The organism is Flavobacterium sp. (genome assembly GCF_029242675.1).
Taxonomy (GTDB): Bacteria; Bacteroidota; Bacteroidia; order Flavobacteriales; family Flavobacteriaceae; genus Flavobacterium.
Genome location: NZ_JAQWTM010000194.1, coordinates 1 through 4272, shown reverse-complemented (window position 1 = coordinate 4272; position 4272 = coordinate 1). Strand labels below are relative to the sequence as shown.

General features: G+C 36.7%; 3 protein-coding genes and 1 pseudogene. 3 read left to right on the top strand and 1 reads right to left on the bottom strand.

Features of this window, described 5'->3' with window-relative positions:
- The first annotated feature begins 262 nt into the window (after positions 1-262).
- On the top strand, positions 263-1405 hold the full coding sequence (locus P8M54_RS07455) for a cystathionine gamma-synthase (RefSeq protein WP_300286791.1): 1143 nt from the start codon (positions 263-265) through the stop codon (positions 1403-1405).
- Positions 1406-1478: 73 nt separating this feature from the next.
- Here P8M54_RS07455 and P8M54_RS07450 read toward each other — a convergent pair whose 3' ends face one another.
- The gene (locus P8M54_RS07450; protein ID WP_300286789.1) at positions 1479-2279 is read right to left on the bottom strand and encodes a glutamate dehydrogenase; all 801 of its coding nucleotides are present in this window, start codon (positions 2277-2279) and stop codon (positions 1479-1481) included.
- 278 nt (positions 2280-2557) lie between these two features.
- Between P8M54_RS07450 and gdhA the strand changes: the two genes are divergently transcribed.
- Both gdhA and P8M54_RS07440 read left to right on the top strand, forming a co-directional pair.
- Complete coding sequence (gene gdhA, locus P8M54_RS07445; RefSeq protein ID WP_300286787.1) at positions 2558-3901, top strand: NADP-specific glutamate dehydrogenase; 1344 nt, start codon at positions 2558-2560, stop codon at positions 3899-3901.
- A gap of 129 nt (positions 3902-4030) precedes the next feature.
- Positions 4031-4272 (top strand): annotated as a pseudogene (locus P8M54_RS07440) (ABC transporter substrate-binding protein); the annotation flags it as partial.

Here is a 4272-nt window from a genome sequence, read left to right as displayed (position 1 = left end):
AGCTATTTCCTGCTTTTGTTACAACCACTTTCGCTAAATGCTTTTTTTTCAATAGCAGCTTAGGAGCTTCCGCTGGTCGCTCTAAGCTACTAGAAAAAAATAGCCTTTAACTCAGTGGGATTCCACGACAATCAGGGCTAGGATTAGTGATGATAAACACGATTTGTTTTTCTTTTGATCTTTGTAAGAGGAATAAACCCTTTAAAACTAGCATTAGAAATCTAATAAAAAATAGATCTAATACTACAATATACGCACAGCTATGAAATTCAATACTAAAGCGATTCACGGTGGCCAAAAGCACGATCCTTCAACTGGTGCTGTAATGCCCCCTGTTTTTCAAACAACCACTTATGCACAAACCAGTCCAGGGCAACCCGTAGGAGATTATGGGTACAGCAGGTCCGCGAATCCCACGAGATCAGCGCTCGAGGAAGCACTAGCAAGCATTGAAAACGGGGCAAGAGGTCTGGCTTTTTCGTCAGGTTTAGCCGCTACTGATTGCTTGATGCGTTCGTTTAAAGCAGGTGACGAAATTATAACCATGGATGATTTATACGGAGGGACCTACCGCATGTTCACTCAAATCTATCAGAATTCAGGGATTAAGTTTCACTATGTCGATATGGATAATTTAGACAATATCACAGCGGTATTAAACGAAAACACTAAAATGATTTGGGTCGAAACACCCACCAATCCGTTAATGAAATTAGCCGATATTGCAGCAATTGCAAAAATTACGGCTGCCAATACTATACTCTTGGCGGTCGATAATACATTTGCTTCACCCTATTTACAAAGGCCACTTGATTTAGGTGCTGATGTCGTTATGCACTCTGCCACTAAATACCTTGCAGGACATTCGGATGTTATTGCAGGGGCATTGATCACTAAATCAGCTGAGCTAGGCAAGCAACTGCACTTTCAGCAATTTGCTACAGGAGCTACTTTGGGACCAATGGATAGTTTTTTAGTTCTACGCGGAATCAAAACCCTGCATTTGCGAATGCAAAGGCATTGCGAAAATGGCGAAAAAGTAGCTGCTTACTTGAACGAACATCCTAAAGTAAAAACAGTCTATTTCCCGGGTTTAGTAACACATCCCTTTCACGAAATTGCTAAAAAGCAAATGAGTGCTTTTGGCGGAATGGTCTCTTTTAATTTTGTTTCAGGAGCCAAGCAAGACGCGATCAGTTTTCTAGAAAAATTACAGCTTTTCACTTTAGCAGAATCCTTGGGTGGAGTCGAATCCTTAGCCAATCATCCGGCATTGATGACGCACGCATCAATCCCTGAACATAAAAGATTGGCCGTAGGAATTACGGATGATTTAGTTCGCTTAAGCGTTGGCGTGGAAGATATTGAGGATTTACTTGAAGATTTGGCGCAAGCTTTAAGCTAGGTACTATTAAAAAAAATCTTAGTTCTAATTCAGGCTTCAAATGGGGTTTTAAAAAATGTTTATAGCTGCTGTTTTAATTATCGAGATAATAAATATACCCTACATTAAGCCATAATAACCAATCGTTTGTTTTATTTTCTTTATAAATATTCCTGTTTGGATTCAGCCCGTCAATCCAATCAGTATCAAAGTATTGAAATCGTAAGTCAATCATTAAGTCAGACATGGGCGTAAGTTTATACCTTGTACCTACACTTGATACTAGTGAGAATGTTTTTCCTTTCTCTGTAGAAAAACCAAAGGGATGTCCATCTGAGGGAGTTAAATATTTTGGAAATGTAGCCGCAACTGTTCCCAACGGTCCTAAAGACGAATTCGCCTCGGTTTTATAGCCACTAATTTGAGCACCAAAACTTACAAAAGGATTAAAAGTGCGGTAGTTTCTTTCGAAATCATGAATATTGATAAAATTATATTCTAATTGCATCCCAAAATTCAAAAGTTGCGTTTTTCCAAACATTCCTTTCAACTGTTGAACACCTAAGGAATTTGGGTTTCCTTCAACATATTTGCCAAAGTGCTGTAATTCTGATTTACTATATGATAATTCTGTTCTAATTTTAAAATGTTCTTTAAAATAAGTATCCTCGCTAAAGGTGCGTTGGTTGTAAGAAAAATTCAAGAAGTGTATAAGTCCCACTCCAAAACCAGAGTTTTTAAAGTTATTTCCAATGTCATTTCGAGCTCCGTAATCGGAGCGAAGCTCTACTGGACCCGCAATAATACCTATTTCATGAGCAAGAGTTTTTTGAGCATAGGAACTTTTTGAAAAGCCAATACTAAATAGTATGCTTAGATACAGTAGTTTTTGCATGCAGAATCTTCATTTATTATCATGACAAAGATACAAAAAAGGCGCCATTGATTATTAAAAAGAAAAATTAAAAATAACTAATTAAATACTTGTTTACTTATGAAAATAGCAAGGATTTTCTCTAAACTATCATTTTTAAACTACTAATGTTAACGATTGTTTAGCGAAAAGGTAATTCTGTTGACTATAATCAAATAATTATCAAAAAATATTTTTTAAGATGTATCTTTGTCCTATCTAACGAAAACGTTTTCTTAAACGTTAATAATCTAAGAATCATGTCACAAAGTATAAACGCTTTCATCGCAGAGGTTACTAAGAAAAACCCAACTGAGCCAGAATTTTTACAGGCAGTACTAGAAGTTGCTGAAACTGTAATTCCTTTTATAGAAGAAAATAAAAAATACCAAAACAAAATGCTTTTAGAGCGTATGGTTGAATCTGACCGTATTATCATGTTTAGAGTAGCTTGGATTGATGACAAAGGACAAACACAAGTAAATAGAGGATACCGTATTCAAATGAACTCGGCTATCGGACCTTACAAAGGAGGACTTCGTTTTCACCCATCTGTAAACTTAAGTATTTTGAAATTCCTTGCTTTTGAGCAAACGTTCAAAAATAGTTTAACTACATTGCCAATGGGTGGTGGTAAAGGTGGAGCTGATTTTGATCCTAAAGGAAAATCAGATAATGAAGTAATGCGTTTTTGCCAAAGCTTCATGACTGAATTGTCTAAACACATTGTTGCTAACACTGACGTTCCTGCGGGAGATATTGGAGTTGGAGGAAGAGAAGTTGGATACATGTTTGGTCAATACAAAAGATTAAGAAACGAATTTACTGGAGTTTTAACTGGTAAAGGAATTTCTTTCGGAGGTTCATTAATCAGACCAGAAGCAACAGGATACGGAGCAGTTTATTTTGCACAAAGTATGTTGGAGACTAAAGGAGATTCTTTCAAAGGTAAAACAGTTGTAGTTTCTGGATCAGGAAACGTTGCGCAATATGCTACTGAAAAAGCAACTCAATTAGGTGGTAAAGTTGTGACTATGTCGGATTCTGCTGGATACATCTACGATGCTGACGGAATTGATGCTGACAAATTAGCTTTCGTAATGGAGCTTAAAAACGAATTAAGAGGAAGAATTAGCGAGTATGTTGAAAAATATCCTAATGCTAAATATTTTGAAGGAAAACGTCCTTGGGAAGTAAAATGTGATATTGCATTGCCTTGCGCAACTCAAAATGAGTTGAACGAAGACGAAGCTAAAGCACTTGTGGCTAACGGTTGTATCTGTGTTGCTGAAGGAGCTAACATGCCTACAACTCCAGAAGCAGTTATTGTTTTCCAAAATGCTAAATTATTATTCGCTCCAGGAAAAGCATCTAATGCTGGTGGAGTAGCAACTTCAGGTCTTGAAATGTCTCAAAACTCTTTGAGATTAAGCTGGTCAGCTGAAGAAGTTGATGAAAAATTAAAAGGAATTATGCTTGCTATTCACGCTTCATGTGTGGAGTATGGTAAAGATGCTTCAGGATATGTTGACTACGTAAAAGGAGCTAACATCGCTGGATTCGTTAAAGTAGCTGATGCTATGCTAGCGCAAGGAGTGGTTTAATCTTCTTTTTTTAAATACTTTAAAGAGCCTTCTGCCGTTTACGGTTAGAAGGCTTTTTTTATTTTGGTAACAACCAAAAACCAATACTTTCGATTGTAGTATCTTTGTTTTTCTATAGCTTTATCACCAATGAAAAAAGGATTTTTTAGTTTCATATTAGTTGTTGTCTTTCAGATGAGTTTTTCACAAAACAATTTGTCGTGGCAAGGCTATTTCTCTTACAATGAAATTAAGGCTATTTCGAGCTCTCCTACTGTTGTTTTTGCAGCCTCCGAGAACGCTTTGTTTTCAAAGAACATACTAGACAATCAGGTAAAAACTACTACTACTGTAGACGGTCTTTCAGGCGAAACGATCAGCTCATTATATTA

What these genes read in the sequence shown, in the direction of transcription:
- P8M54_RS07455 (WP_300286791.1), top strand. Translation starts at nt 263, where the DNA reads ATGAAATTCAATACTAAAGCGATTCACGGTGGCCAAAAGCACGATCCT.
- P8M54_RS07450 (WP_300286789.1), bottom strand. Translation starts at nt 2,279, where the DNA reads ATGCAAAAACTACTGTATCTAAGCATACTATTTAGTATTGGCTTTTCA.
- gdhA (WP_300286787.1), top strand. Translation starts at nt 2,558, where the DNA reads ATGTCACAAAGTATAAACGCTTTCATCGCAGAGGTTACTAAGAAAAAC.